Genomic DNA, 26,802 nt, shown 5'->3' on the forward strand with positions numbered 1-26,802 from the left:
CGGGTCGCGGAGGATACCCCCATGAAGGGCATGAACGAACTGGTGCGCCAAGCCCAGATCATGCAAAAGAAAATGGCCAAACTTCAAGAAGAGCTTGAAGTGCGCACCGTGGAAGGCACGGCCGGCGGCGGCATGGTCACGGCCGTGGTCTCCGGCTCCAACGAACTCAAGTCCCTGGCCATCGACAAGGCCGCCGTGGACCCGAGCGACGTGGAAATGCTCCAGGACCTCATCGTGGCCGCCGTCAACGACGGCATCAAGAAGGCCAAGGCCATGATGGAAGCCGAAATGGGCCAGCTCACCGGCGGCATCAAGATGCCGGGGTTATTTTAGGAAGCCTCCGGCGGCCAGGAGAGGCGCCGCCTCTCCTGGACCTCTCCACCGGGGGGGATCATCCCCCTCGGACCCCCTGGAAGGGGGAGGAAGGGGCGAGTTCTCGTCGGGTGAGGATGGAAGTGAACTAAGATGGCGGTGCGTACGACATTGCCGGCTCCGCTGGCCGAGCTGGTGGAACAGTTGGCCCGGTTGCCCGGGCTTGGCCCCAAGTCGGCCCTCAAGGTGGCCATGACGCTGCTCGAGTGGCCGCGCGGCCGGGCCGAAACCCTGGGCGAGGCCATCTTGCGCCTGCGCGAGCGGCTGTGCCTGTGCCGGCGCTGCTTCGGGCTGTCCGAGGACCCGGTCTGCCCGATCTGCGCCGACCCCACGCGCTCGCCGGCCGAGCTGTGCCTGGTGCCCCAGTGGGACGCGGTCATGCTGCTTGAGGAAACGGCCCAGTTTAAGGGCTATTACCTCATCCTCGGCGGCCTGCTCGATCCCCTGGAGGGGGTCGGCGCCGGCCAGTTGCGCCTGGACGCGCTGCGCGCCCGGCTGGCCGAGGGGGCGGTGACCGAGTGCATCCTGGCCCTGGGGGCCACGCTTGCGGCCGAATCCACGGCCTCGCACATCAAAAACCTCCTGGCCCGGGAGTTCCCGAGGGTGCGCCTGACGCGGCTGGCCCAGGGCATTCCCCTTGGGGCCGAGGTCAAGTACGTGGACAAGGAAACCCTGTCCCAATCCCTGCGTTACCGCCAGGACCTGTAGGACGACTGCCGAGGATGGCCGTTGCGGCGCAACCCACCGAACTGTCCGCCGAGGTGCAGACCGTCACCTTCTTCAACGAAGGCACGAACTACTGCATCGCCAAGGTGCGCTCCAAGGACGAGCCCGGCCCCTTTTCCATCGTCGGCCACCTGGGCAAGCTCACGCCCGGGGAAATGCTGCGCGTAACCGGCACCTGGGCCACCCACCCCAAGTACGGCCGCCAGTTCCAGGTGACGGCCTGCGCCCGGGAGATGCCGGCCACCGTCAACGGCATCCGCCGCTACCTGGCCTCGGGCATGATCAAGGGCGTGGGCGGCGTGCTGGCCACGCGCATGGTCGACGCCTTCGGCGAAAAGGTCCTGGAGATCCTCGACAAGGAGCCGGAAAAGCTCCTGGCCGTGGAAGGCCTGGGCAAAAAAAAGCTCAAGGAGATCGTGGAATCGTGGACGGCCCAGCACGAGGTCCGTTCGTTGATGCTGTTTCTGCAGACCCACGAGATCGCAACGACCCACGCCGGCAAAATCTTCAAGCTCTACGGCAACGCCGCCGAGGCGCGCATCCGGGCCAACCCTTACGAGCTGGCCTACGAGATCCGCGGCATCGCGTTTAAGACCGCCGACGCCATGGCCCTGCGCCTGGGGTTCGCCCCGGACAGCCCCGAGCGGGTGCAGGCCGCCCTGGTCTACATGCTGTTCACCATGGGCGAGCAGGGGCATTTGTTCGTGCCCCGCGACGTGCTGTTTGAAAAAACGGCGGCCATGATCGAAGGCGTCTCCATCGGCCGCCTCGACGAGGCCCTGGGCCAACTCGAAACCCTCAAACGGGTCAAGGTCGAGGCCCTGCCGGCCCAGGATATCGAGGCCGCCGTCTACCTGCGCCATTTCTACGCCCTGGAAGTCGAGATCGCCAGGCGCCTGCACGACCTGGCCAGCCATCCCGGGGCCGACCTGCGGGGCAAGGTGGAAAAGCTCCTGCCGGCGCTCGAATCCGAGGCCCGCCTCCAGCTTTCCCCCGAGCAGCGCCAAGCCGCCGTGGACGCCTGCGCCGAGAAGGTCTTCGTCATCACCGGCGGCCCGGGCACCGGCAAGACCACCATCACCCGCATGGTGGTGGCCGCCCTTGACAAGCTCTCGCTAAAAGTCAAACTTGCCGCGCCCACGGGCCGGGCGGCCAAGCGGCTGGCCGAGGCCACGGGCTTCCCGGCCGCCACGCTGCACCGCTTGCTGCAGTCCACGCCGGACGGCTCGTTTGCCCTGTGCGAGGACAACAAGCTCAAGACCGACGTGCTGCTTGTCGACGAGGTCAGCATGCTCGACGCCAGGCTTTGCGCCCACATGCTGCGGGCCTTGCCGTTCACGGCCCGCCTGATTTTGGTCGGTGACGCCGACCAGTTGCCGTCGGTCGGCGCCGGCGACGTCCTGGCCGACGTGCTCGGCAGCCAGGCCGTGGGCAGCGCCCGGCTGACCCAGATTTTTCGCCAGGCCAAGCAGAGCATGATCGTGGTCAACGCCCACCGCGTCAACCAGGGCCAGTTTCCCCTGACCTGCGACCGGCAGCCGCCGGAAGCGGATTTTTTCTGGGTGGAGCAGGACGACCCGGCCAGCGTGCGGGACATGATCGCCACGCTGGTCACCGAGCGCATCCCCCGGGTCTACGGCCTGGACCCCCTGCGCGACGTGCAGGTGCTCTCGCCCATGCACAAGGGCGAGGCCGGCACCCAGTCCCTCAATGAGGCCCTGCGTGAGCGCCTTAATCCCAAGGGGCCGGAAATCACGCGCGGCACGACGCGCTTTCGCCTGCACGACCGGGTGTTGCAGACGAAAAACGATTATGAAAAGGACGTCTTCAACGGCGACCTGGGCCATATCGTGGAGGTCGACCCGTCGGAAGGGGAGCTGGTGGTTTCCTTCGACGGGCGCAACGTCAGCTACGACCGCACCGAACTCGACGAACTGGCCCCGGCCTATGCCGTGAGCATCCACAAATCCCAGGGGAGCGAGTACCCGGCCGTGGTCGTCCCCATATTGACACAGCATTACGTCATGTTGCGCCGAAACCTCATCTATACCGCCCTGACGCGGGCCCGGCGGCTGGCCGTGCTGATCGGCAGCAAGCGGGCCATGCTGCTGGGGCTGCGCAATGCCGGCGGCGACAGGCGCTACACCCATCTCAACCATCGGCTTCGGGAGCTTTTCAATGCGCTGTAACGACAACGCCGGCCCTCGCCCGGCCATGCCTCGGGACGGTCGGCCATGCTTGTAAAAAAAACCGCCGGGATGATTCTCCGCCTGGCCCTGGTGGGCGGCTGCCTCGTCTACGCCTTCTGGGGCATCGACTTCGGCCAGCTGTGGGACACCATCGTGCGGTACGACGACGTGGCCCTGTTCTGGACCACGGTCTTTTCCTTTGCCGGCTATGGCGTCATGGCCTTGCGGCTCAATTTCCTCTCCGGTTTTGCCGCCGGCAACTGGCTGTGCTTCAAGGCCTTCCTCATGTCCATGGCCGTCAACAACATCGTGCCGGCCAAGCTGGGCGAGCTGGCCAAGGCCTTCTACCTGCGCCGGGAATGCCGTTTTTCCCTGTCGCGCAGCATTACCATGGTCTTTTGGGAGCGCTTTTTCGACTTGAATGCCATCCTGGCCATGGGCCTGGTGGTCGCCTTCCATTTCAAGCTGAAAATGGCCTTCGTGCCCCTGGCCGGGGCCGTGGGCGGCATCTGGGTGGCCTTGTGGGTCGTGCGTACCTATCCCGCCTTCGTCGGCCGCATCATCGACAAGATGCCGTCCAACCGGCTGGCCGAATTCTTGGCCGAACTCAAGCTGCAAGTGCTCCATGGTGTCACACCGGCTTTCATGATCGCCCTTGGCCTCTACACCCTGGTGTGCTGGGCCTTTTACGCCAGCTCCACCTTCCTGGTGCTGTGGTGGGTGGCCAAGATGCAGCTGTCCTGGGGCCATGCGGCGGCGGTTTTCGTCATTTCCTCCCTTGGCATGGCCATGCCGTCCTCGCCGGGGGCGCTGGGTGTTTTCGAGGCGGCGGTGGTTTTTTCCCTGGGCCTTTTCGGCGTGGACCGCTCCCAGGCCCTGGCCGCCGGGCTGGTGCTGCACATGGTGCAGTACATCCCGGTCACCGTGGCCGGCCTGCTGGTTCTCGGCAAAAGCGGCCTGAACCTGCGCAAGATCCGCGAAAGCGACGAAGCCCTGGAAGAAGCGGAGGGGTGATATGCCCGAGCGCCCGCCCTGTGTCCTGACCGTGGCCGGCTCCGACAGCGGCGGTGGGGCCGGCATCCAGGCCGACCTCAAGACCTTCATGATGCAGGGCTGTTACGGCCTGTCGGCCATAACGGCGCTCACGGCCCAGAACACCCTTGCCGTCACGGCCATCGAGGCGCCGACACCGGGGTTCGTGGCCGAGCAGTTGCGCGCGGTCCTGGCCGATTTCCCCATCAAGGCGGCCAAGACGGGCATGCTGTTTTCCGCGCCCATCATCGAAGCCGTGGCCGATGCGCTCGGGACCAGGGATTTTCCCCTGGTCGTCGATCCGGTTTGCGTGGCCCAGTCCGGGGCGCGGCTGCTGCTGCCCGAGGCCATGGAGGCGCTCGTTACCCGCATGTTGCCCCTGGCCGACCTGCTCACGCCCAACCGCCTGGAGGCCGAGGCCCTGGCCGGCATGGCCGTGTCCAGCCGCGAGGATGCCGGCGAGGCGGCCACGCGCCTTCTGGCCCTGGGCGCCAAGGCGGTGCTGCTCAAGGGAGGCCATTTCGACGACGGGGCAGGGGCGAGGGCGGGGACGATCACGGACCTGCTGGTCACGGCGGACGGGCTCTCACTGGAGTACGTCCGGCCGCGCCTGGCCACGAAAAACGCCCACGGGACGGGCTGCACCCTGTCGGCGGCCATTGCCGCGCATTTGGCCCTGGGCAAGGGGTTGCCGGAGGCGGTCGCGGCCGGGCGGGACTACCTGCAACTGGCCCTGGCGACGGCCTGGCCGCTTGGCGGCGGCGACGGCCCGGTCAACCATCTGGCGCCGTACCAGCAAGCCTTGGCGCGCCGGGAAGGGGTGGCGGGGGAGTAGCCGGGCGTCCTTTTTCCTGGGGAAGGCCTGTGCCGGATTGTGGCCGCGACCGGATTCGCGTATGAGGACACGCCGCGGCCGGCCCATGTGCGAGAGTGGCGGAACTGGGAGACGCACCAGACTTAGGATCTGGCGCCGCAAGGCATGGGGGTTCGAGCCCCCCCTCTCGCACCAAGTTGATTTTATAGGAAAAATTTTCCTTCTCTTTGTCCTCAATATTTACGCCCGTCTAAAACTGCCCCAACATAGCCCCAAAAAGTTTGCAACTTTTGGGGCTTTTTTGGTTTGGGGCAGGCCATGGACGGACTGATTTTCGCTCATTCCTGCCGCGCGCCCGCCTCGTCGGGGGGCCGTTTCCGTCCCGGACCATGGAAACGAAAAGCCCCGTCGGAGCGGGGCTTGATCGTGGGTGTGGCCACATTTCCGACGATTCGGGGTGTCCAGGGCGTCCCTCAAAGATCACAGAGCAGCATCTCGATGCGCTCATGGCGCAGTTGCTCCATGAGCTCATGCAGCGTGACCTGGCCGGATTGGGCCAGCCACGAGGCGAACGTGTGGCGCAGGGTGTGGAACCGCACGCGCCGGCGCGCGTCGGTGATGCCGGTGTTGAGGCCCAGGGCGTTGACGGACCGGTCGAACGTTTCGCTGATGCCGAAACGCAAGGGGCCGCCGCCGCGCGCCTGGAACACATGCTCGCCGGGCTCGCGGTCGTAGGCCAGGAGCATGGCGAGCATGTCGTCCGCCGCCGGCACGTGCTGGGGCTGGCCTCCCTTGGCCGTGAAGTGGAGCAGCTTGCCCACCTCGTCGATGCCCTGAGCCCGCAGGTCGAAGATCTCCGTGGCCCGCATGCCCGTACGCAGCGAGAGCAGGGCCATGTCGTGGAGCTGTCCGGAGCGGCGTTTGAGTTCCGCCAGCAAGGCCGTGGCCTCCTCGCGTGTAAGAAACCGCACGGCCGCATTCTCGGCGCGGGGCAGGCGAAACACGCCGCCGCGTTTGATCGCAAAGGGGTTGGCCAGGCTCAAGCCTCGGGCTTCGATGGCATGGTTGACGGCCCGGCGCAGAAAGCCGAAGCAGTGGCGCAGGCTCTGGTCGCCGAGCGACTCGGCCAGCCGCTGCTTGAGCGTGGCCAGGATCTGCGGCGTGATGGCCATGAGGGGCATGGCGTGCAGCCGGTCCTTGAGTGATGCTCGTAGCGGTTGCGCTCCGGGCCCGTGCGCTTGCCCTCGGCGTCGGCCCACTTGAGGTAGGCCTCGACGGCCTCGCCTACGGTGATGGTGCGGGATGCGGCCGGATTCTTGCCGGCGGCGATCTCCTCGAGGATTTTTCCGCGCACCTGGTTGGCGTAGGCGGGCCGGATGCCGGTGGAATGGCGGCCGACGGTGTGCCAGCACAGCTTTCCGCCGGCGTCGCGGTAGCAGACTTCGTAGGTCCGGTCGGGAATCCGGCCGGCCATCCGATCGGCCGATTCGCGGTAATATACGCCGGGATACTGTGTCTTGATGTGCTTGCGGCCAGCCATGCCCCGAGAGTACCGCACGGCGCGGGAATCGACAACGATGTTAGCAATCTGTTAGCCACAAACGACGAAGGGGCTACGATTTGTGATCGTAACCCCTTGATTTCTTATGGTGGGCAATACAGGATTCGAACCTGTGGCCTTTGGCTCCGGAGGCCAACGCTCTATCCAACTGAGCTAATTGCCCGAAGAAGCGGGAACATACTCGGAACCTCTTCGGGTGTCAAGTGATCTTTGCGGGTATCTTTGCGGGTACAGTCCCTCAGCCCGCGTTGGCTTCGTCAAGGGGCGCCTCCCCGAGCCGGGAGACCGGGCCCAGGGATGTGCACACCTGGTTGCGGCCCAGACGCTTGGCCTGGTAGAGCGCCTTGTCGGCCTTGTCCAACAGCTCCTTGCGCTTGATCAGCGCCCCGGGCAGCAGCGTGGCCACGCCGATGGACGCCGTGATGCCGAATGTCTTGCCGTCGTGCTCAAATTGCGCCTCGGCGATGATCCGGCGCAAACGCTCGGCCAGGATGCGCGACTGCTCCTCCGTGGTCTGCGGCAGGAGCACCACGAATTCCTCGCCGCCGTAGCGGGCCGTGAAATCCGTGCTGCGCAGCGTCTCCGACAACAAATGCCCCAACTCGCGCAGCACCTGGTCGCCCATGAGATGCCCGTAGCGGTCGTTGATGTTCTTGAAATGGTCGATGTCGAGCATCAGCAGGCTCATGGGCTGGCCGTAGCGCTGGTGCCGGCGCAGTTCCTCCACCAGCCGTTCGTCAAAGGCCCGACGGTTGTGGATGCGGGTCAGCCCGTCGTGGTCGGCCCGGATCTTCACCTGGCTGAAAAGCGCGGCGTTTTTGAGCGCCAGGGCCAGGTGGTTGACCGAGGCGTACAGCGTTTGCACCTGGTCCTTGCCCAGCGGCCGCCCCTTGGCCCGGTACAGGGCCAGGACGCCGAAGGTCACGCCGCCGGCCCGCAGGGGCAGGGCGATGAGGTCCTCGGCCGTCTGGGGGATGTCCATGGCCGACTTGCCATTTGCGCCGTCCAGGAAGGTGGCCCGGTAGCTGTGCATGCCCTGGCCGGCCAGCCTGGCCCCCTGGCGCAGCAGCTCCCCGGTCCAGTGCAGTTCGGCGGCATGCCCCATGTCGGGTTCGAGAAACAGTTCCGCCTCGTACTCGCCGCTCTCGCCCGGCCGCCACAGGATGCACGAAAGCCCGCGCAGGGGCAAAAGCAGGTGCAGGTCCTCACGGGCCTTGTCCAGGATCACCGTGGGGTCCAGGGATTCCGTGGCCCGGGTGAGGAAGCGGTTGAGGAAAAGGACCAGGTCGGTCTTGCGGGCCAGCAGCTCGCGTTCGAGCATGATCTCGCGGGTCATGCGGAAGATGTCGTCGTAGAGGCTTTTGACCTCCTTGGCCCGAAAGATCACGTCGCGGATCTTCTTGTCGGTCAGGGGCTCGGACACCGCCGAGAGGAAGCCGTTTTCCAGCACCTCGTCGAAATCCGACACGGACTGGTCCTGGGAGAGCACCAGCACCCGCTGCGGCACTTCCCATTCCTCCAGGCGCTTGCGGGCCGGGCCGGACAGGGCGTCCCAGGCCTCCTTGACCACGAATATCACCAGCGGCGCGCCCCGACCGAGGTCGCGTTCGCCGGGATGCTGGCCGGCCGGCCAGTTGCGCAGCCCATAACCGCTGCCCAGGGCGGCAGATATTGCCGCCGCCGCCTCGCCGGAAAGGCCAAGGCCCCAAACCTGCTCAGGTCGCATGCCACGCGTCATCGCCGGCCTCCTTTGCTCCGGGGGCCCGCTCGGAGGAGGGGTCCCGCCGCCTTCCTTGCAAGGATGGGACCAGGCAGAATCGGCCGGCGGCGTTTGACAAGCCGACCAAGGTATGGCTCCGTGCCCCCATGCATGCGCCGCGCCTGTGGGCGACCCTCGACCCCTTCGTCGAATCCGGTGCCGTCATGGGCCGCAAGGTGGCCAACGCCGGCTTTTGGGAGGCGCTGGTGCGCGCCGATCCCTTCGACGCCTACCACTTCTTCATGCCCTCCCCCCGGGAGCGCGACGCCCAGCGCGACCTGCTCGCCGCCCGCCATCCCGAGGCCGCCGGCCGGGGCAAGTTCAAAATTCTGACGCGCCTCGACCTGCCGGCCGCTCTGGCGGCCAACGACTACGCCGTCTTCCACCTCTCGGACTGCATCACCTCCCAGCCGCGCCTGGCCGCCGCCCGAAACGCCCTGGCCAAAAACCTCTTTCCCATCACCGGCACCACCCACTCCTTGAGCTACGCCGCCTACGGCCGCGAATTCCTGGCCCACCTCTGGCCCGGCACCACCGCGCGCGACGCCGTGGTGGCCACGTCCACGGCCGGGGCGGCGGTGGTCGGGCGCATCTTCGACGGCCTGCGCCGGGGCTACGGCCTGTCCCCGGACAGCCATCCCGGGCCGGAAGTGGCCCGCATCCCCCTGGGCGTGGCGCCGCTCGACTGGGCTCCGCTGCGGGGCGCGGCCCGCGAGGCCGCCCGGGCGCGCTTGGGCATCGCCGCCGGGGCCGTGGCCCTGCTGGTTTTCGGCCGCATCTCCCACAGCTCCAAGATGGACCCGGTGCCGCTTCTGCGGGCCGTGCAGCGCCTGATGGCCGACGGGGTCGACGTTTCCGGCCTGTGCCTGGTCATGGCCGGCTGGACGGACGAGGACGGGCGGGACATGCTGGCCACGCTCAAACGCCTGGCAGCCAACCTCGGCCTGACGCTTGTCTGCGTCGAGCGGCCGGACGAGGCGGCGAAAAAAGCGCTTTTCGGCCTGGCCGACATCTTCGTTTCCCTGGCCGACAATCCCCAGGAAACCTTCGGCCTGACGCTGCTGGAGGCCATGGCCGCCGGGCTGCCGGTGCTGGCCTCGGACTACGACGGCTACCGGGACATCGTGGAGCATGGCCGCACGGGCTTGCTCGCCCCGACCCTGGGCCTTGGCCCGTCCGGCCCCATCGACGCCCTGGCGCCGCTTTGCTACGACAACCACACCCACCTGCGCCTGGCCCAGGGGCTGGCCGTGGACGTAGCCGCCGTGGCCGGGGCCCTGTCGCGGCTGGTGGCCGACCCGGGCCTGCGCCGGGCCATGGGCCGGGCTGGGCGCGAGCGGGTGGAGCGGCATTTTACCTGGGACGGGGTGATCGCGGCCCATCTGCGCCTGTGGGAGCGCCTGGCCGACGCCCCGGTCGCCGACCGGGAGGCCCTGCGCGCCATCCCCCATCCGGGCGCCCTGGCTTACGGCGAGGCTTTTGCCGGCTATCCGAGCCAGGCCCTGTCCGACACCGTGCGCCTGTGCTGGAGCCGGGCCGGCGAGGCCGTCTACCACAAGCGCGATTTTCCCGTCCTCTACCAGGGCTTGGGCGAGGAGATCTCCCTGACGGCCCTGCGCAGGCTGCTGTTTCTGGCCCGTTCGGCCTGCCCGGGGCTGCAACTGGCCGCCAAGTTGGCCGCGGCCGAACCGTCCCTCGATGCCTTTGCCGCCCGCCGCCATGTCGTCTGGGCGCTCAAGCAGGACCTGCTCCAGAAGGAACCGTCATGAAACGCGAACGGCAAGGCGGCCGACCCCGAAACGGCCGGGACACGCCAGCGCCCCGGCAAGCCCCGACCGGCGGGGAAAGGGAGGCCTACGCCCGGCCCAAGCGCAGCCTCGGGCAGAATTTCCTGAGCGACCCCAACATCGCGGCGAAAATCGTCGCGGCCCTGGCCATCACCGCCCCGGACACGGTCGTCGAGATAGGCCCCGGCCGGGGGGCGCTCACCCCGTTTATCCTGGCCGCCGGGCCGGGAAGCTACCTGGCCCTGGAAAAAGACCGCGACCTGGCCGTCCGGCTTGCCCGGGAGCACCCCGGGGCGGCGGTGGCCATGGTCGACGCCCTGCGCCTGGACTGGCGGCGGCTGGACAGCCTCGCCCGGGTCAAGGTCGTGGGCAACCTGCCCTACAACATCGCCTCGCCGCTGTTGTGGGACCTGTGCGCCGGGGCCTCGCGTTTCGACCGGGGCGTGTTCATGGTCCAGCACGAGGTGGCCAGGCGCCTGGCCGCTTTACCCGGCGGCCGGGAATACGGGGCGCTTTCGGCCTGGGTGCAGGCCTTTGCCCGGGTGGACTATCTCTTCAAGGTGCCACCCACGGTCTTTCGGCCCATGCCCAAGGTGGATTCGGCCGTGGTGGCCGTAACCCCCCTGCCGGCCGACCGGCGCCCGCAGGACCCGGCCGCCCTGGCCGGTTTGCTCAAACAGCTTTTTTCCTTGCGCCGCAAGCAGTTGGGTTCCATCTTGAAGGGCAGCCTCGATGCGGCGGCTTTGGAGTGGCTGGCCGGCCAGGCCTTAAGCGGGCGCAACCGGCCGGAGGAATTGTCGCCGCGCCAGCTGACGGAGTTGGCCATATTGCTGAAAACGCGCTCCAGCTCTTGACTTTGGGCATGAAATCGATTTTCTTTTGCCCACTCGTCGCGCATGCCGCCACCACGGCTACCTGGCGAGGTGTCGCGGGATCGGGCTGGTCGTCCTCGCCACGGGGAGGCGAGCGGGGGGCCTTCCCGTTTGATTCACGTTGGAGATGCCGACGGGAGAGGATCGGGTGCCTGATGCCGCTTTCGGGCGGCTGGCGTTTCAACCGAGGAGGAGAGGACTGATGACCAAGGCTGATCTGGTAGGAAAAATCGCCGACAAGACAGGGCTGACCAAGGCCAACGCCGAGCGTGCGCTCAACGCCTTCATCGAGGCGGTCGAGGCGACGCTGGTGGGGGACGGGAAAATCACCCTGACCGGTTTCGGTACGTTTCTGGTCGATGAGCGCAAGGCCCGCACCGGCCGCAACCCCCGTACCGGCGCCGAAATCGAGATTCCGGCGTCCAAGGTGGTCAAGTTTCGGCCCGGCAAGTTGCTCAAGGACGCCATTCAATAATCAGTCCCGGGAGAATAGCACATGTTGCACGGCGAAACCGTTCACAGCCCCCTGCCGCAGGACCTGCCCTGGTGGCAGCCCGATCACTTCGTCTTTTTCAGCGTTCTCTACCTGGTGCTTTTCATCATCGCCTCCGGCATGGGCTATTGCATCGTCAAGGCCTACCTGGATACCGTCAAGGCCGACGCCCACGGGCACCACTAGGCGCAAGTTCGCCAACGCTTTCCAGTCCGCCCGGCTGCGGCCGGGCGGATTTTTTGTCCGGATGCCGCCCTTGACAGGGATGGTTTCCCGGGATATGAATCCGTTTTTCGCGAGGGATTTCCCCAAAGAGGGGGTGATGTTCATGCCCGGTGTCTACCTTGACGAATCCGACAACTTCGATGTGGCCCTGCGCCGCTTCAAGAAGCAGGTCGAAAAATCCGGGATTCTCTCTGAGCTGAAAAAACGCCAGCACTTTGAGAAACCCAGCGTCATGCGCAAGAAGAAGAAGGCCGCCGCCCGCAAGCGGTTGCTGAAGAAAATGCGCAAAATCAACATGATGTAATGAATCTGACAGCCCGTATCGAATCCGACTGCCTGGCCGCCATGCGGGCTCGCGATGAGCTCGTCGTCGGGGTGTTGCGCATGCTCAAGGCCGCCGCCAAGCTGCGGCAGGTCGAGCTGTTGCGCCCGCTTTCCGATGACGAGCTCCTCGATGTCCTGGCCAAGCAGGCCAAGCAGCGCCGCGAGTCCATCGAGCAGTTCGCCAAGGCCGGCCGGGCCGACCTGGTCGACAAGGAGGAGCGGGAGCTCACCGTGCTGTTGGCCTACCTGCCCGCCGCGCTGACCGAGGCCGAACTCGCCGCCGCCGTGGACGCGGCCGTGGCCCAACTGGATGCCCGTAACATGAAGGACATGGGCCGGGTGGTGCAGGCGGTGCTTTCCGCCCACAAGGGGCGGGTCGACGGCAAACGGGTCAGCGAGGCCGTCAAGGCGCGCCTGGCCTCCTGATTTCATCCCATTATTTTCTTATGGAATCCAGAACCCTTTCGTTGCTGGAGTTTCCTAAGGTTTTGGAACGGCTGGCCGCCCTGGCCGTTTCCGAGCCGGCGGCGGCTGCCTGCCGCGCCATAGCCCCCCTGGAAAGCCAGGAGGCCCTGGCCCGGGCGCAGCAAAAGCTGGCCGAAGCCCTGGAACTGCGCCGCGACGCCGCCTTCGCCTTCACGCCCTTCCCGGACGTGGAGCCTCTTTTTCCCGTGCTCGACAGCGAGCGCCGGGTCCTCGACCTCGACGCCCTGGTGGCACTCGCTCACGTGCTGTCGCAAGTGGCCGCCCTGCGCCAGGCCCTTGGCGGCGGCGAACCTGGCCAGTCGCTTCTGCGCGACGAGGTCGCCTCCACGCCCTGGCCGAAAAAGACCCTGGCCGCCCTGGCCCGGTGCATCGCCCCCGACGGGCGGCTGCGCGACGAAAGCTCGCCCGAGCTTTTTTCCGTGCGCCAGGAGATCCGCACCATCCACCAGACCATCATGGCCAAGGTCAAGGAGTTCGTGGGCGAAAAGGAGCTCGGGCCGCTTTTGCAGGACGACTACGTCACCATCTCTTCGGACCGCTATGTCCTGCCGCTTCGGGCCAACTTCAAGGGCCGCCTGCCCGGCATCATCCACGACTACTCCCAGACCGGCGAGACGGTCTACGTGGAGCCCTTTTTCCTGGTCGAGATCAACAACCGCCTCCAGGAACTCAAAAACGAGGAGCGCGAGGCCGAAGCCCGGGTTATGGCCTTCCTGACCGGCCTGGCCCGCGACGAACGCCGCGAGGTGGCCGCCGCCTACGGCCTGCTCGTGGCCTGCGACGTGCTCTGGGCCAAGGCCGCCCTGGCCGAGCGCCTCGGCGGCACCCTGCCCGAGGTCGCGGCGCAAAACGCCGTGCATCTGCTGGACGCCCGCCATCCGCTCCTGGTGCTGGGGGCCGGCGGGGACGCGCCGGCCAAGGCCATTGCCCAGGACCTCGTCCTGGCCGAGGACCAGCGGGCGCTCATCGTCACCGGGGCCAACGCCGGCGGCAAGACCGTGTGCCTCAAGACCCTGGGGCTGCTCGCGGTCATGGCCCTGTCCGCCCTGCCCGTGCCGGCCGGGGAGGGCAGCCGGCTGCCGTTTTTCACCAAGGTCTTCGTCTTTCTCGGCGACGAGCAGAGCCTCGAGGACCATTTGTCCACCTTCACCGCCCAGATCCGCCACCTGTCGCGGGTCTGGCCGGCCGTCGACGCCACGACCCTCGTGCTGCTCGACGAATTCGGCGCCGGCACCGACCCGTCCCAGGGCGCGGCCCTGGCTCAGGCCGTGGTGGACGGCCTGCTCGACCGGGGGGCCTACCTGGCCGCCGCCACCCACTTCCCGGCGCTCAAGGCCTATGGCCTGTCCCGGCCCGGCGTGCGCGCCGCCTGCATGCTCTTCGACCCGGCCACCAAAAAGCCCGTCTACAAGCTGGCCTACGACCAGGTCGGTGCTTCCATCGCCCTGGACGTGGCCCGGGAGCACGGCCTGCCCGAGGACATCCTGGAACGGGCCAGCCGCTACCTCCTTTTGGACGGCGGCGATGCCGGCCTGGTGTTCGAGCGCTTAAACGACCTGGCCCTGCGCCGCGAGCGCGAGATCGAGGCCCTGGCCGCCGAACGGCGCGAGGAAAAGCTGCGCGTGGAAAAGCTCAAGGAGCGCCTGCGCAAGGCCCAGGACAGCCTCGTCGAGGAAATCCGCGCCCTTTCCCGCGACGTCGCCCGCCGCCACGAGGCCGGCCGCCTCGAACGCAAGGAAGCCCAGCGCGCCCTTGCCGCGGCCAAAAAAAGACTTATTGAAGAAACCGACGCGATAACCGGTAGCAACCCCCAGCCGGACACCGGTGGCGAGGCGGCCGTGGACCTGGCAACCCTGACGCCCGGCAAGGCCGTGCGCATCGTCAGTTGGGGCAAGGCGGCCGTGGTGCGCGAAATCGACCTCAAGCGCCAGGCGGCCAAGGTCGATATCGGCGGCGTGAGCCTGTGGGTCCAGGCCACCGATATGGCCCGCGAGGGCGCTGCCCCGGCCAAGGCCGTCGGCGTGACCGTCACCCCGGCCAGGCGCGAGGGCGGGGCCGCCTCGGGGCTTGGACTGGTGCTGGACCTGCGCGGCATGCGGGCCGATGCCGCCGAGGCGGAGCTCATCGCCTTTCTGGATACGGCGATCCTGCGTGGCCATGGCGAGTTGGAAGTCATCCACGGCAAGGGCACCGGGGCACTGCGGCGCGAAGTCCATCGGCTGCTCAAGGAGCACCCGCAAGTGGCCTCCTTCGCCCTGGCCCCCGAGGACCGCGGCGGCGACGGCATGACCATGGTGACGTTGAAGTAGATTAAGGGAATGCCTCCGGCGGCCAGGAGGGGCCGAGGGCCCCTCCTGGACCACCCCATAAGGGGGACGCTTCCTCCCTTGCCCGTGTACAGGGGCGTTTTTTTCCTTCCCGCAAGGGAAATTTGGCGGCTTGTTTGGAACACGGCGTCGTAACCAAAGGCACGCATGAACCCGGACCAGCACCCCTTCCCCCCCTTGAAAGTTTTTTGGGGGAAGGGGTGTGGGGAAACCCCTTTTTTTTCAAAAAAAGGGGTTTCCCCACGTCTTCCTTTTTGCCCATGAAACGCGACACGGGAACCGTGGCGGCGGTCAAGGCCAGGGCCGACATAGCCACGATCGTGGGCCGGTACGTGAACCTGCGGCCGGTCGGCGGCCGGCTGGTCGGGCCGTGCCCGTTCCACCAGGAGACGAAGGGCTCGTTTAACGTCCACCCCGACAAGGGCTTTTTTCACTGCTTCGGCTGTCAGGCCTCGGGGGACGTCATCGATTTTTATTGCCGCATCAACGGCCTGGAATTTCGCGAGGGCCTGGAGCGGCTGGCGGCCGAAGTCGGGGTGGATGTGGGCCAGGCCCGGCGCGACCCCAAAGCCGCCCGGCGCAGGCAGGACCGCGACGCCTGCCTGGCCATGCACGAGTTGGCGGACCGCTATTTCCGCCATGTGCTGGGTACGCCGGCCGGGCAGCCGGCCCGGGGCTACCTGGCCAGGCGCCAGGTCAGCCCGGAGATGGTCGAGGCCTTCGCCTTGGGCGTGAGCCCGGCCGGCTGGCAGGGGCTGGCCGACGTGCTGCGTTCGCGGGGCTTTACCGAGGAGGGCGGCGTGCTGGCCGGGCTTTTGTCCGCCGGCCAGAACGGGCGGGTCTGGGACCGTTTCCGCGACCGGCTCATGTTTCCCATCCGCGACGGCGGCGGCCGGGTCATCGCCTTCGGCGGCCGCACCATGGGCGACGGGGAGCCGAAGTATTTAAACAGCGCCGAGACGCCGATCTATACCAAGGGGCAGCACCTCTACGGGCTTTACGAGGCCCGGCCGCACATGGCCAAGTCGCGTCGGGCGTTTCTCACCGAAGGCTACCTCGACGTCATCACGCTGCACCAGTTCGGCTACGGCGACGCCTGCGGCGTGCTCGGCACGGCGCTGACCCCGGAGCAGGCCAAGCGCCTGTCCGGTTTCGCCTCCCGGGTGGACCTGGTCTTCGACGGCGACCCGCCCGGGCGCAAAGCCGCCCTTCGGTCGGCGCAGATGTTTTTGACCCTCGGCGGCGGCTGCCGGGTGGTGCCGCTTCCCGACGGCGAGGACGTGGACAGCCTGCTCCACGCCGCCGGCCGGGAAGGCTTCGACGCCTGCCTGTCCCGGGCCGAGGACGGCTTGGCCTTTTGCCTGCGGGTGGTGCGCGAGGCGTTTTCGCCCAGGGAAATCGCCGCCTGGTCCGTGGAATTTCTCGGCGGGCTTGCCGACGAGGCCTTGCGGGCGGTGTTCATTCCCCGGGTGGCATCGGGGCTTGGCCTGGCCGAACGGGAGTTGCGGCTTTCCCTGGGCCAGGCCGTCGCCAAGGGCAGGCGGCAACCGGTTGCGGCCGCGCCGGCCAAAGCCCAGGGGTTCGACATCGCGCCGCGCGACGCCGAGCTGCTGGCCTTTGCCGTCCGCCGGCCGGACTACCTGCCGGCCTTGCTGGAGGCCGATGCGGCCGCGGCCTTGTCTTCGGACGCGGCCCGGGATTTTTTGGCCAGGCTGGCCGCGGGGGACCAGGGCGGCCTGGAAACGCGGCTGGACACGGCCCAGGCGGCCTTCTGGGCCAAGGCCCAGTTCGAACCGGCGGAAAGCGACGAGCAGGCAGCCGCCATTTTTGAAGGTATTCGCGTTTTTCTCCACGAGTCCAGGGCCAGCGACCGCCGACGCGCCCTCACCGACGCTGTCCGTCGGGCCCAGGAGCGGGGCGCCTACGAGGAAGTTTTGCGGCTTTTGGGGGAACTACAGGCCCTTTCCGGGAGGGGAGATGAGCAATAATCTCAAGGAAATCCAGCAGATCAAAAGCCTTATCATCAAGGGGAAGCAGAAGGGCTTCCTCACCTTCGACGAGGTCAACAAGGCGCTGCCGTCCGAGGTCAACAACCCCGAGCAGCTCGAAGAGGTCATCGCCATCTTCGACCAGCTCGACATCAACCTCGTGGACACCGACAAGGACGGCCGCAAGATCGAGGTGGCCAGCACCGAGCCGGACGATGCCCCGGACGCCGACCTGGAGCTGACCGAAAGCGAGGACACCCTCGATTATTCCTCGCGCAGCACCGACCCGGTGCGCATGTACCTGCGCGAGATGGGCGCCGTGCCGCTGCTCGACCGCGAGGGCGAGGTGGTCATCGCCAAGAAGATCGAGAACGGCGAGATGGACGTGCTCTACGCCCTGGTCGAGGTGCCGGTGGCCGTGGAGGAGCTCATCCAGGTCGGCGAGGACCTCAAAATCGGCCGCATCAAGCTCAAGGACGTGGTCAAGACCATCGAGGAGGACGACCCCTCCGAGGACGAGATGAACCAGCGCCAGCGGGTCATCTTCCTGCTCGACGAGGTCAAGGCGTCTTTCCGCAAGAAGCGCAAGATCTACTCCAAGCTCGACCAGTGCGCTTGCCTGGACCGCCGGGTGGCCGGCATCCAGAAGGAGATCATGGTCTTCAAGGACGAGATCGTGGTGCGGCTTCGCGACATCAAGCTCGAAAAGACACTCATCGACCGCATCATCGAGATCGTCGAGGACTACGTGCGGCAGATGCACAACTGCCAGCGCGACCTGTCGGCCTACATCCTGTCCGTGGGCAAGTCCCAGTCGGAGATCCAGGAGCTTTTCGCCCAGCTCGACGCCCGGGAGGCCAATCCCGTGGCCGCCTCCGAATCCCTGGGCCTGACCGTGGAGGAGCTTTTCTCCTTCAAGGAAATGCTCATGGCCAAGATGGAGATCCTGGACCGGCTCCAGGAGAAGTGCTGCCACCACGTGGGCGACCTGGAAGAGGTGCTGTGGCGCATCAAGCGCGGCAACTCCGCCGCCCAGCGGGCCAAGCAGGAGCTCATCCGGGCCAACCTGCGCCTGGTGGTGTCCATCGCGAAAAAGTACACCAACCGAGGCCTGCAGTTTTTGGACCTCATCCAGGAAGGCAACATCGGGCTCATGAAGGCCGTGGACAAGTTCGAGTACCAGCGCGGCTACAAGTTCTCGACCTACGCCACCTGGTGGATACGCCAGGCGATTACCCGCGCCATCGCCGACCAGGCCCGCACCATCCGCATCCCGGTGCACATGATCGAGACGATCAACAAGCTCATTCGCACCTCGCGCTACCTGGTCCAGGAGCTCGGCCGCGACCCGACGCCGGAAGAGATCGCCGAGCGCATGGACTATCCGCTGGAGAAGGTCAAAAAGGTGCTCAAAATCGCCAAGGAGCCTATTTCCCTCGAAACGCCCATCGGCGACGAAGAAGATTCGAGCCTGGGCGATTTCATCGAGGACAAGAAGGCCCTGGCCCCGGCCGAGGAGGTGGTCAACACCAAGCTCGGCGAGCAGATCGGCAAGGTGCTTTCCGACCTCACCCCGCGCGAGGAGCAGGTGCTGCGCAAGCGCTTTGGCCTGGGCGAAAAGTCCGACCACACCCTGGAAGAGGTGGGCAAGCTTTTTAACGTCACCCGCGAGCGCATCCGCCAGATCGAGGCCAAGGCCCTGCGCAAGCTGCGCCACCCGGTGCGCAGCCAGCATCTGCGGTCGTACTACGAAGGCTAGGCGCCGTTTTCCCGGTCACGGCAAAGGGCGGATCCGCACGGCGGGTCCGCCCTTTTTTGCGTGCGCGAGGGCCTTCCCCGGTGGAAAGCGCCGGCTGGTCTGAGATGGCCGCACGTCGCTGGCGGCGGTCGAGGCGGCGTCGCGGCCGCCGCCAGCGACGTGTGGTCTTGACAAAGAGGCGGCAGCCGGGAAGACAGGATGGGCGCTAGTCTGGACGGCGGGGCGCGGCCATCGCGAAAACGGTTTTCGGCGGCGGTTGTCCCTGGAAAGGTCGCGCCCGCGCGACCATCGATGAGGTCTGTCATGCCCGTACGTTACGCGCCCCTGGATTCGACGCACGTGTGCCGTCTGGCCCGCCGTGCCGCCGCCTTCTGGCTCGTCCTGCTGCTTGTCGTTGCCGCTTCCTTCGCCGCCGCCCAGTCGGATCCGCTGCCGTCCTGGAACGCCGGGCCGGCCAAGCAGGCCGTCCTTGATTTCGTGGCCGCCACGACCACCCCGGGCAGCCCCGACTTCGTGCCGCCCGAGGCGCGCCTGGCCACCTTTGACCAGGACGGCACCACCTGGGTCGAGCAGCCCATGTACACGCCCGTGCTCTTCTGCCTGGCCCGGCTCAAGGAGCTGGCCAAGGAAAAGCCCGAGCTGGCAGCGACCGAACCCTTCAAGACTATTCTCTCCGGCGACCGGCAGGCCATGGAAAAGCTCTCCGACGCGGACTACCAACAACTCGGCACCCTCACCCTGACCGGCGTCACTCCGGAGGAACTCGCGGCCGCCGTGCGCGCCTGGCTGGCCGTGGCCCGGGACGTGCGCTGGCACCGGCCCTATACCGAACTCGTCTACCAGCCCATGCTGGAAGTCATGCGCCTGCTGCGCGCGGCCGGCTACAAGACCTATTTCGTCACCGGCGGGCCCCAGGACTTCGTGCGCGTTTTCAGCGAACCGGTCTACGGCATCCCGCCCGAACAGGTGGTCGGGGCCATAAACGCCGTCAAATACGGCTACGCCAAGGACGGCCGGCCCATGCTGACCGAGGAGCCGCGCATCCTCGGCGACACCGTCGGTCCGGGCAAGCCTGAAAGCATCCATATCGAGATCGGCCGGCGGCCCTTCGCCGCTTTCGGCAATTCGACCGGCGACCGGGAGATGCTCGAATACACCCAGGCCGGCGACGGCAAACGCCTCATGATGCTCGTCCACCACGACGACGCCACCCGGGAATACGCCTACGGCGCCGACTCCAAGGTGGGCACCTTCTCCCAGGCGCTCATGGCCGAGGCCAGGCAGCGGGGCTGGGTCGTGATCAGCATGCGCAACGACTGGAAACGGATTTTCGCCTGGGAAGGGGAGTAGCCCGAAACGGGAAGGGGCGACGCCCCGGAAAGACGGAGGGCGACCGGCCGGAAAGGACATTGCCGGCCGGTCGCCGTAAATTGCGGCAAGCGCTCGGGCGCTATTCGGCCAGATCGGCGAACCCGTCGACCTCTTTGTGTTTTTTCCAGGAGATCTCCAGGGCGAACTTCTCCTTGTCCTTTTTCTGGGAGGCCTTCATCTCCACGTTGACGAGCACCGACGGGGCCAGGGTCAGGGCCTCGTCCCCGGCCGAAAGGCTGACCTGCCCGGCCTTCATGTCGCTGACCAGTTTTTCCAGGTTGGCAATGACCTCGGTCAGCTGCATCACGCCTTCGATCTTGATCTTGCTCTTGTCCTTATCCTTGTCCATGACCGACTCCTTTGGCTTTCAGCCAGTGATTTCGAATTCGACGGCTCGGCCCTGCTTGAGGCGGATCGAGCCGTCGCGGTTGACCACGAAAAGCAGCAGCGGCCGCAAAGTTTCCTGGTTCAAGGCGATTTTGGGCAGATAACTCCGGAAAAACAGGCCGTTGTCATAGGCGCGCAACCGATGCCGCCCCCCGCCCACGGGGGACAGGGTCACCGTCAACGCCGCCACCGGGCCTCCGCCATCCCCGGGCCGGCGCCAGGAATCGGTGGGGGTTTCCATGGGCGCCACCAGGAGTTGGAGCACATGGCTGAAATAAAAGAGCTTCTCGACAGGCAGGGCATAGGTTTGCGGATCGACCGCCACGGCGATGCGCAGGCTGCCGGCCTGCGTCAGCCCCTCGAGCACGCCCCGCAGGAACACCTCGGCCGGATGGGGGCCACCCGGCGTCGGGGCGGCCGTGGCCGAAACCACGGCATGGACCTCGCCCACGGCCCGGGCATTGGCCGAGGTGGCTTCGGGAATGGCGGCGTCCCGCAGTATCGGTGCGGCCGGGCAAGGCGCCGGTGCGGCAGCCTCGGGGACGGGTGTGGGTCGTGGGGCGGCATCCGTGGGCGGGGCTGGCTCGGCAATGGCCTCGGCTGGCGCATCGGTTACCGCATCGAGTGGCGCATCGGCTGAAGCAACGGTTGAAGTATTTGTTGAAGTATCGGCTGGAGCATTCGCTGGAGCATCGACCGGCGCATTGCCCGTCGCGACCGTCCCGGTGGGCGCAGGGATGGGGGCCTGGTCGGCCTGGCCCTCGGGAGCGTTGGAGGGCGTCACCGTGGCAAGAGGCGCCAGCGCCGCCGCTGCCGGTTCCACCGCCTCGGGTACCGCATCCGTGGGCGTGGCTCTCGGCCAAGGCGCCGCGACCGGCGCGGCCCCGGGATCGGGAGAAGCCTGCTCCGCTGCCACTGGCAGCGTGGCAGCGATGGCTGGTGTGACGGCGGCCGGCGCGACGGCGGTGTGGCCTTCCACGGTCAGGGGCGCGCTGGCGACGGGCTGATCGGGTGCCGCGTCCGGTTTGGCCGTGGCGGGCTTTGGCTTGCCCCGGCCGGAGGCGGTGGTTTTGCTGGTGCCGGCCTTGGCCGCAGCCTTTTTGGGCGCTGCGGCCGAAGGGTGTTTGGCTTTTGTAGTCGCGGCCGTGCCGGCCAGAGGGTCGCGGCCAAGCCTGGTCTTGGTTGCCATGCTGTTCCTCACGAGCGCGCGCGGCCGGCCAGGTCGAGGCGTTTGGCCGCCTCACGGCACAGGGCGGCGAAATCCTTGGCTCCGGCGCTTGCCGGCGCGTAGCGGAAAATGTCCTGGCCATGGCTTGGCGCCTCGGCCAGGGCGACGTTTTCACGAATGCAGGTCGCAAAGGGAATGCCCGGAAAATGCCCGGCCACGGCGCTTTGCACTTCCCGGTGCAGGCGTTTGCGCTGCGAAAAGCGGTTGAGCACGATGCCGCGTACCCCGGGGCCGCCGTTGTCGGCGCCCAGGGTCTCCATGAGCCAGGCCAGGCTTTGCAGGGCCAGAAAATCCGGGGTCATGGGCACGAAAACGCCCCGGGCCGCGCCCAGGGCCTGGCGGGTCAGCGGGCCGAGATGGGGCGGGCAGTCGTACAGGACGACGTCAAAGCCGGCGCAGCCCTCCAACTGTTCCCGCAGCAACGTCACCGGCGCGTCCTGCCGGGAAAGGGCCATTTCCGCTTCGGCCAGGGCGGACGAGGCCGGCAGGACCGACAGCTTCCCCAGGGCGATGCACGCTTCCCCGGCGGGCAGCGCGCCGCCGAGCACAGCGGCCAGGTCGCGCCCCGGCGGCACGTGCAGCCCAAACGAAGCGGTCAGATGGGCTTGCGGGTCGACATCCACGGCCAGCACGCGAAAACCTGCCCCGGCCAGGCCGGCGGCCAGGTTCACGGCGCACGTCGTCTTGCCGACGCCGCCCTTGTGATTGAGGCAGGCGATGCGCGCCGTGCCCGACACATGGGCATCCATCTCCCGACCATGCCCGGCTTGTGTTACAACTTTACGACGACATTTCGGGAAGTTGCCCGTATTCGCCGCAGGACGGGCGTCTCCGTATCGTCATGCGTTCGGCACAACATGCGGACACCTGGAGGCTAAGCCGTCGCAACACATGGGTTTGCGCCGATTCGGTGCGCAAGCCCAGCCTGCCCGCAATAAGGAATACCATGCCCATACTGCGCATCTTGCGACGACGGGGACGACCACGTCAGGTGGTCATGCAACTGACCGACCGCTGCAACGCGCGCTGCGCCCAATGCGGCATGAACGTGACCGCCGGCGGCGCGCGCGGCGACATGGACGCCGACACGGCCCGTCGCGTCATCGACCGCTGCGCCGCCCTTGGCGTGGAGGCCTTGTCCTTCACCGGCGGCGAGCCGTTCCTGACAGGCCCGCTCCTGTTCGATCTGCTGCGCCATGCCGGAAAAGCCGGCATCCGCTACCTGCGCACCGGCACCAACGGCTTCATGTTCGCCCATCCAACGGCCCCGGATTTTACCGACAAGGTCACGCGGCTGGCCGAAAACTTGGCCGCAACGCCCGTGCGCAACTTCTGGGTCAGCCTTGATTCCGCCGATGCGGCCACCCACGAAGCCAACCGCGGGCATGCCGGCATGGTGGAAGGCCTCTCCCGCGCCTTGCCCATCCTGCACGCCCACGGCCTCTATCCCACGGCCAACCTGGCCCTCAATCGCCACATGGGCGGCCCCGAGCCCCTGGCCGGCCACGGCCGGGACTTCCACGACGCCGCCTGCCGCGACCTGAGCCGGTTTTTTACCCAGGCGGCGCGGCTCGGCTTCACCATGGCCAACTGCTGCTACCCCATGAGCGACGCGGATCGGGAAAAGGGCGCCAAGGCCACCTACGCCGCGACCAGCGCCGATGCCCGGGTGACCTTTTCCGACGCCGAGAAGCTCGAACTGTTCCGGGCCGTGCGCGATGTCGTGCCGCGCCATCGTGGCAAGCTGCGCATCTTCACCCCCCTTAGCGCCATCCACGCCCTCATCGGCCAATACTCCCGGCCGTCGCACCAAGGCCGCCCCTGTCTCGGCGGTGTCAGCTTCTTCTACGTCAACCGCCAAGGCGACAGCTTCCCCTGCGGCTACCGGGCCGAGGAACGGCTGGGGCCCTTCTGGCAACTGGCGGAAAACGACTTCCACAGCCAACCCCATTGCCGGGCCTGTGACTGGGAATGCTTCCGCGACCCCAGCGAACTGCTCGGGCCGTTCGGCGACCTGGCCGCCGGGCCGGCCGGCTGGCTGCGCCTGGCCCGCGCCGACAGGCAGCAACTGGGGCTTTGGCTCAACGACCTGCGCTACTTCGCCGCTTGCGGCCAGTTCGACGGCCGCCGCGCCCCGGATATGGCGCGGCTCGACATCGAGGGGTGGAATTTTTTGTTTTGAAAGCTTTTTGAAAGGCTATTGCGCTTGTGGTGCGGCGGTTACAGGCGTCGTCCGGGCCACTCCAGTGTTTCTTCACATGCGGCGCTTCGCCGCTGGCGCCCGTGGTCGCGGAAATGGGCCTGCCGTGCTGGCAGGCCTTGCGGCCAGTGTCGGCAGGCCCATTTCCGCGACCACAACGACCGACGCCCCGCCGCTCACCATTCCCGACCACGCCTGCACCCGCCCCGTCGAGGGGGTCCGGGGGGCATCATGCCCCCCGGCGGGTGCAGGGCAGCGCCCTGCCCGCCGGAGGCATTCTTCTGCCTGAAACCGACGCCGCGCTACGCCGCATACACCAGTCGCTGCGGCTTCTCCTTTTCCTTTTCCCGCAAGGCGTTCCCGTGCGCGTCGCCATCCGTCGCCGCCTGGGCGGTTGCCGGGGTGTCGCCGTACATGGCCCAATAGTCTTCGAAGGCCTGTTCGATGGTGCGGGCCTCGGCGTAGGCCCGGCCGGCCTTGCCCATGGCCCGCATGCGGCCGGGGTCGGCCAGGAGCGTTTCCATGGCCTGGTGCAGCGCCTCGGCGTCGCCGGCCGGCATGACCAGCCCGGTTTCGCCGGGCAGGATGTTTTCCATGGGGCCGCCCTGGTCGGTGACGATGATGGGCAGGCCCGAGGCTTGCGCTTCCAGGACCACGTTGCCGAAGGTGTCGGTGGCGCTGGGGAAGACGAAAAGATCGCTTGTGGCGAACAGGGCGGCGAGTTCCTCGCCTTCGCGGTAGCCGGTGAAGGTGGTGGGTGTGCCGGCGAGCAGCTCGCGCAATTCGTCGAGGTAGGGGCCGTCGCCGACGACGGTGAGCGTGGCTTCGGGCCGGCTGGCGATGAGCTTGCGGAAGGCCACGGCCAGCAGGTGCAGGTCCTTTTCCCGGGACACCCGTCCGGCGTAGAGCAGGCGCGGGCCGTCGGCCATGGCGAAGCGCCGGGCCAGTTCGTCGGAGCGTTTGGCCGGGTGGAAGCGGACGACGTCCACGCCGCGCGGAAAAAGCCGCAGCTTGGCCGGGTCGAGGCCTTTTTCCTCGAGTTCCCGGCCGGTTTCCTTGGACGGGATGTAAACGAGGTCCATCTGGTTGTAGTACCAGATGATGAATTTCCAGGTCAGGTCTTCCATGGCCTCGTCGCCGGTCAGGATCTGGGCGTATTGGGGCAGGGCGGTGTGGTAGGTGCCGTAGATGGGCAGGCGCAGGGTCTTGGCGATGCACAGGGCGGCCAGGCCGATGGGGCCGGGGGTGGCCGAATGGATGCGGGTGAAGCCGCCGGCGTAGACGTGGTGGAGCATTTCCAGAAGCGGCGGGTAGAAGAGCTTCTGGTCGGGGTATTCGTCGAGGTGGTAGACGCCGATGGGCTTGAAGTTTTGCACGCCCGGTTCGAAGACGCGCTGGCCGTGGTCGCAGGTGACGATGCTCAAGTATTTGCCGGTGCGGATGGCCAGTTCGGCCTGTTGGCGCAGGGTGCCGGAGACACCGTTGATTTCGTGGAAGGTGTCGGTGAAATGGGCCACCCGGATGTCGTTTTCCTTGCCGTTTTGGCCGGTGACGGCCTTGCGCACCTCCAAGCTGAACTGGCGGTCCTTGGTGAAGATGGAATAGGCCAGGAAGTAGGGGGCGAGCATGGTGTAGAGCGCCCCGGCCGAGCCCAGGGTGCCGAAAATGTCGAAGACGTTGGCGCCGCTGACGTGGTCGAGGAGCGTGCGGGCGAAATGGGAGGCCACCCGGTTGGTGGCCCGGTTGACGAAGGAGAACCAGCCATTTTCCAGGTTTTCGCCGTTGAGGACCCCGGCCTGGGCGAATTCCATGAGCGTGGCGTCGGAGCGGATGAGCGTTTCGGTCTCGGTGCGGATGAGGTCCTTGAGCGGCGTGCTGGCCGTGGGCCGGCGCCGGGTGAGGCTGCGCACGATTCGGGTGCGCAGTTTGAAGGCCAAGCCGACGTTTGCCTGTTCGCCGGGTTCCAGGAAGCGGTCGATGACCTTGAGGGTGACGTCCTTGTCCAGGAAGCGGTCGATGCCGAAGCGGTGTTTGTAGTACTGGTAGGCGATGCTGTAGAGGGTGCGGGCCATGGTGCGGGGGGTGGAGGAGGCGCCCATGGCCCGGGCGGCCCCGTTTTCCAGGCCGTCGAGGAATTCGGCCAGGTTGGTGGCGCCGTCCACGTGGGTGTAGGTGGCGGCGATGGTCAGGGCGCTGTGGTCGTCGGAGCCGCCGATGAGGTTCTTGCGCCAGGGCTGGGTATAGCCCGGGTCGATGCCGTATTTTTCGGCCAGCCGCCAGATGGTTTCCTCGCCCAGGCTGGGGATGATCTCGCGCAGGCAGTCGTTTTGCCAGGCGTCGCGGGCGCCGTTGATCTCGAAGTTGCGAAATAAAAGCAGCAGCTTCTCGAAATTGGGCACGGTGATGCGGTCGTTGACCCCGAACAGCGGGTGGGCCACGGCGTGGTGGAGGTTTTCCCGGCGCAGGTAGTCGACCAGATCGTAGACGTTTTCGCGCAGCCGCTGGAGTTCGCGGTGGATGGCCTCGTTTATGTCGTAAACCAGCACGTGGACCTTGCAGCGATCCTCCGGGAAGTACGAGGTCACTTCCTCGCTGATGAAGGTCCCGGGCAGGTGGGCGATGGACAGAGCGCCCTCGATGCGGTTGTGGTCGCTTATGGTCACGAGCCCCATGCCCTTGCGCCGGGCCTCCTCGTAGATGCGCAGGGGCTCGGTGAAGCTCTCGGGACAATTGAGCTTCTGGAGCACCCACTGGGAGGGCCGGGTGGAAAATTTGGAATGCACGTGCAGGTCGATCTTCATGGCTGCTCCTTGGAGGGAAGGCCGGCGGGACGACCGGCCGGCGTAAAGCCGTGGCGGTGTCGGCGTCGGGCGGGGTTGGCGCCTTCTCGCACGCGGCCGTG

At 67.1% G+C, this 26,802-nt stretch carries 22 protein-coding genes and 2 tRNA genes; 17 read left to right on the forward strand and 7 right to left on the reverse strand.

The features are described 5' to 3' along the window. Positions 1-21: 21 nt before the first annotated feature. The 6 genes from ACP59X_RS11550 (at position 22) to ACP59X_RS11575 (ending at position 5,328) form a co-directional block, all read left to right on the forward strand. The gene (locus ACP59X_RS11550; protein WP_428569674.1) at positions 22-333 is read left to right on the forward strand and encodes a YbaB/EbfC family nucleoid-associated protein; all 312 of its coding nucleotides are present in this window, start codon (positions 22-24) and stop codon (positions 331-333) included. 132 nt (positions 334-465) lie between these two features. Further along, the gene (recR, locus tag ACP59X_RS11555; protein ID WP_428569678.1) at positions 466-1,080 is read left to right on the forward strand and encodes a recombination mediator RecR; all 615 of its coding nucleotides are present in this window, start codon (positions 466-468) and stop codon (positions 1,078-1,080) included. 14 nt (positions 1,081-1,094) lie between these two features. Next, positions 1,095-3,287 (forward strand): SF1B family DNA helicase RecD2, encoded by a 2,193-nt coding sequence (gene recD2 / locus ACP59X_RS11560; RefSeq protein ID WP_428569682.1) that lies wholly within the window; start codon positions 1,095-1,097, stop codon positions 3,285-3,287. Between the two features lie 45 nt (positions 3,288-3,332). Beyond that, a complete protein-coding gene (locus ACP59X_RS11565) occupies positions 3,333-4,301 on the forward strand; it encodes a lysylphosphatidylglycerol synthase transmembrane domain-containing protein (RefSeq protein WP_428569685.1) in 969 nt (322 codons plus the stop codon). Position 4,302: 1 nt separating this feature from the next. Next, complete coding sequence (gene thiD / locus ACP59X_RS11570) at positions 4,303-5,154, forward strand: bifunctional hydroxymethylpyrimidine kinase/phosphomethylpyrimidine kinase (protein WP_428569689.1); 852 nt, start codon at positions 4,303-4,305, stop codon at positions 5,152-5,154. A gap of 89 nt (positions 5,155-5,243) precedes the next feature. Continuing rightward, positions 5,244-5,328 (forward strand) — tRNA-Leu (locus tag ACP59X_RS11575). Positions 5,329-5,606: 278 nt separating this feature from the next. On the opposite strand, the gene ACP59X_RS11580 is transcribed toward ACP59X_RS11575, so the two are convergent. From ACP59X_RS11580 to ACP59X_RS11590, 3 genes are all read right to left on the reverse strand, one after another. Continuing rightward, a complete protein-coding gene (locus ACP59X_RS11580; RefSeq protein ID WP_428569691.1) occupies positions 5,607-6,314 on the reverse strand; it encodes a tyrosine-type recombinase/integrase in 708 nt (235 codons plus the stop codon). A gap of 466 nt (positions 6,315-6,780) precedes the next feature. Then, positions 6,781-6,857 (reverse strand) — tRNA-Arg (locus tag ACP59X_RS11585). Positions 6,858-6,932: 75 nt separating this feature from the next. Then, positions 6,933-8,432 (reverse strand): GGDEF domain-containing protein, encoded by a 1,500-nt coding sequence (locus tag ACP59X_RS11590; RefSeq protein ID WP_428569695.1) that lies wholly within the window; start codon positions 8,430-8,432, stop codon positions 6,933-6,935. Positions 8,433-8,560: 128 nt separating this feature from the next. Here ACP59X_RS11590 and ACP59X_RS11595 point away from each other — a divergent pair, with 128 nt between their 5' ends. The 10 genes from ACP59X_RS11595 to ACP59X_RS11640 all read left to right on the forward strand — a co-directional run bounded on the left by ACP59X_RS11595 (position 8,561) and on the right by ACP59X_RS11640 (position 20,064). After that, a complete protein-coding gene (locus tag ACP59X_RS11595; protein WP_428569699.1) occupies positions 8,561-10,222 on the forward strand; it encodes a glycosyltransferase family 4 protein in 1,662 nt (553 codons plus the stop codon). Next, positions 10,219-11,094: a 16S rRNA (adenine(1518)-N(6)/adenine(1519)-N(6))-dimethyltransferase RsmA gene (gene rsmA / locus ACP59X_RS11600; protein ID WP_428569702.1), complete on the forward strand. Its 876-nt coding sequence runs from the start codon at positions 10,219-10,221 to the stop codon at positions 11,092-11,094. The genes ACP59X_RS11595 and rsmA overlap by 4 nt, the downstream gene beginning before the upstream one ends. Positions 11,095-11,314: 220 nt before the next feature. Beyond that, positions 11,315-11,587 (forward strand): HU family DNA-binding protein, encoded by a 273-nt coding sequence (locus ACP59X_RS11605; protein ID WP_029458150.1) that lies wholly within the window; start codon positions 11,315-11,317, stop codon positions 11,585-11,587. A 21-nt stretch (positions 11,588-11,608) separates the two neighbouring features. Beyond that, entirely contained in the window at positions 11,609-11,791 is a 183-nt protein-coding gene (locus ACP59X_RS11610; protein ID WP_428569705.1) for a hypothetical protein, read from the forward strand. 142 nt (positions 11,792-11,933) lie between these two features. Continuing rightward, a complete protein-coding gene (gene rpsU / locus ACP59X_RS11615; protein WP_005990045.1) occupies positions 11,934-12,134 on the forward strand; it encodes a 30S ribosomal protein S21 in 201 nt (66 codons plus the stop codon). Beyond that, positions 12,134-12,580, forward strand: a complete 447-nt coding sequence (locus ACP59X_RS11620) for a GatB/YqeY domain-containing protein (protein ID WP_428569708.1) — start codon at positions 12,134-12,136, stop codon at positions 12,578-12,580. The genes rpsU and ACP59X_RS11620 overlap by 1 nt, the downstream gene beginning before the upstream one ends. Before the next feature lie 20 nt (positions 12,581-12,600). Continuing rightward, positions 12,601-14,949 (forward strand): endonuclease MutS2, encoded by a 2,349-nt coding sequence (locus tag ACP59X_RS11625; protein WP_428569711.1) that lies wholly within the window; start codon positions 12,601-12,603, stop codon positions 14,947-14,949. Between the two features lie 278 nt (positions 14,950-15,227). Further along, a complete protein-coding gene (gene dnaG / locus ACP59X_RS11630) occupies positions 15,228-16,955 on the forward strand; it encodes a DNA primase (protein ID WP_428569714.1) in 1,728 nt (575 codons plus the stop codon). Beyond that, complete coding sequence (rpoD, locus tag ACP59X_RS11635) at positions 16,945-18,714, forward strand: RNA polymerase sigma factor RpoD (RefSeq protein WP_428569717.1); 1,770 nt, start codon at positions 16,945-16,947, stop codon at positions 18,712-18,714. Before dnaG ends, rpoD begins: the two co-directional genes overlap by 11 nt. Positions 18,715-19,017: 303 nt before the next feature. Beyond that, positions 19,018-20,064 (forward strand): HAD family hydrolase, encoded by a 1,047-nt coding sequence (locus ACP59X_RS11640; RefSeq protein ID WP_428569720.1) that lies wholly within the window; start codon positions 19,018-19,020, stop codon positions 20,062-20,064. 100 nt (positions 20,065-20,164) lie between these two features. On the opposite strand, the gene ACP59X_RS11645 is transcribed toward ACP59X_RS11640, so the two are convergent. The 3 genes from ACP59X_RS11645 to ACP59X_RS11655 are packed head-to-tail and all read right to left on the reverse strand — an operon-like array spanning position 20,165 to position 22,449. Further along, the gene (locus tag ACP59X_RS11645) at positions 20,165-20,434 is read right to left on the reverse strand and encodes an amphi-Trp domain-containing protein (protein WP_428569723.1); all 270 of its coding nucleotides are present in this window, start codon (positions 20,432-20,434) and stop codon (positions 20,165-20,167) included. Between the two features lie 18 nt (positions 20,435-20,452). Further along, positions 20,453-21,661: a hypothetical protein gene (locus tag ACP59X_RS11650; protein WP_428569726.1), complete on the reverse strand. Its 1,209-nt coding sequence runs from the start codon at positions 21,659-21,661 to the stop codon at positions 20,453-20,455. 8 nt (positions 21,662-21,669) lie between these two features. Beyond that, complete coding sequence (locus tag ACP59X_RS11655) at positions 21,670-22,449, reverse strand: ParA family protein (RefSeq protein ID WP_428569730.1); 780 nt, start codon at positions 22,447-22,449, stop codon at positions 21,670-21,672. A 197-nt stretch (positions 22,450-22,646) separates the two neighbouring features. Here ACP59X_RS11655 and ACP59X_RS11660 point away from each other — a divergent pair, with 197 nt between their 5' ends. After that, positions 22,647-23,882 (forward strand): radical SAM protein, encoded by a 1,236-nt coding sequence (locus ACP59X_RS11660; protein ID WP_428569735.1) that lies wholly within the window; start codon positions 22,647-22,649, stop codon positions 23,880-23,882. A gap of 320 nt (positions 23,883-24,202) precedes the next feature. On the opposite strand, the gene ACP59X_RS11665 is transcribed toward ACP59X_RS11660, so the two are convergent. Continuing rightward, complete coding sequence (locus ACP59X_RS11665; RefSeq protein ID WP_428569739.1) at positions 24,203-26,701, reverse strand: glycosyltransferase; 2,499 nt, start codon at positions 26,699-26,701, stop codon at positions 24,203-24,205. Positions 26,702-26,802 lie beyond the last annotated feature (101 nt).

The organism is Solidesulfovibrio sp. DCME (genome assembly GCF_049995385.1).
In the GTDB taxonomy this organism is placed as follows: domain Bacteria; phylum Desulfobacterota; class Desulfovibrionia; order Desulfovibrionales; family Desulfovibrionaceae; genus Solidesulfovibrio.